The organism is Hansschlegelia beijingensis (assembly GCF_045505405.1).
Classification (GTDB): domain Bacteria; phylum Pseudomonadota; class Alphaproteobacteria; order Rhizobiales; family Methylopilaceae; genus Methylopila; species Methylopila beijingensis_A.
Map to the genome: position 1 here is coordinate 1 of NZ_JBJKEX010000529.1, position 1,317 is coordinate 1,317.

Annotated in this window: 1 protein-coding gene; it reads left to right on the plus strand. The window is 73.5% G+C overall.

From position 1 onward, the window contains the following. A partial coding sequence (locus ACIKT0_RS18385) for an L-glutamate gamma-semialdehyde dehydrogenase (protein ID WP_407106764.1) occupies nucleotides 1–1,317 on the plus strand: 1,317 nt, incomplete at both ends.

A 1,317-nucleotide genomic window follows, 5' to 3' on the forward strand; every position in this document is an offset into this window, starting at 1 on the left:
GCCGCGACGCGCTGGCCCGAAAGCCCGCCCATGGTCCGGGCGGCCATTCTGGAGCGCGCCGCCGCGCTGATGGAGGCGCGGAGCGGGGAGCTGATCGGTCTCGTCGTCCGCGAGGCCGGCCGCACCGCGCCGAACGCGCTCGCCGAACTGCGCGAGGCGGTCGATTTCCTGCGCTACTACGCGGCCGGCGTAAGGGGCTGGTCGGAAGCCGCGCACCGGCCGCTCGGGCCGATCGTGTGCATCAGCCCGTGGAATTTCCCGCTGTCGATCTTCACCGGCCAGGTCTCGGCGGCGCTCGCGGCCGGCAACGTCGTGCTGGCGAAGCCCGCGGAGGAGACGCCGCTGACCGCCGCCGCCGCGGTCGCGCTGCTGCACGAGGCCGGGATCCCGAAGGACGCGCTCCAGCTCGTTCCGGGGGACGGCGAGGTCGGCGCGGCCCTCGTGGACGATCCCTGCGTGCAGGGCGTGCTGTTCACCGGCTCGACCGAGGTCGCGCGGCTCATCCAGAGGCGGCTCGCGCGGCGGCTCGGGCCGAACGGCGCCCCGACGCCGCTGATCGCCGAGACGGGCGGCCAGAACGCGCTGATCGCGGACTCCTCGGCGTTGTCAGAACAGGTCGTGGCGGACGCGCTCGCCTCCGCGTTCGACTCCGCCGGCCAGCGCTGCTCTGCGCTGCGCCTGCTCTGCCTGCAGGAAGACGTGGCGGACCGGCTCCTCGACATGCTGAAGGGCGCGATGGCGGAGCTTGCGGTCGGGGATCCGGCCAGCCTCGCCACCGATGTCGGCCCGGTGATCTCAGAAGAGGCCCGCAGGACGATCGACGCCCATGTCGAGGCGATGCGCCAGAAGGGTTTTGCGGTCACGCGCGCGGGGCCGCGCGGCCCGGCGGCGGGAAGCTTCGTCGCGCCCACGCTGATCGAGATCCCGCGCGTGGCGGAGCTCCGCGGCGAGGTGTTCGGACCGGTGCTGCACGTCGTCCGCTACGCGCGCGAGCGGCTGGACGAGCTGATCGGGGAGATCAACGCCACCGGCTATGCGCTGACCTTCGGGCTGCACACGCGCATCGACGAGACCGTTACGCGGGTGCTGGGGCGCGTCTCCGCCGGCAATCTCTACGTCAACCGCAACATCATCGGCGCCGTGGTGGGCTCGCAGCCCTTCGGCGGACATGGCCTCTCCGGCACCGGCCCCAAGGCCGGCGGGCCGCTCTATCTGCGCAGGCTTCTGGCCTGGACGGGCCCGGAGCGGGAGCTCGTGGAGGCGGCGGCCGCGGATCCCTGGGCGCAGTGGCTGTCCGAGGCCGGCTACGAACCGGCC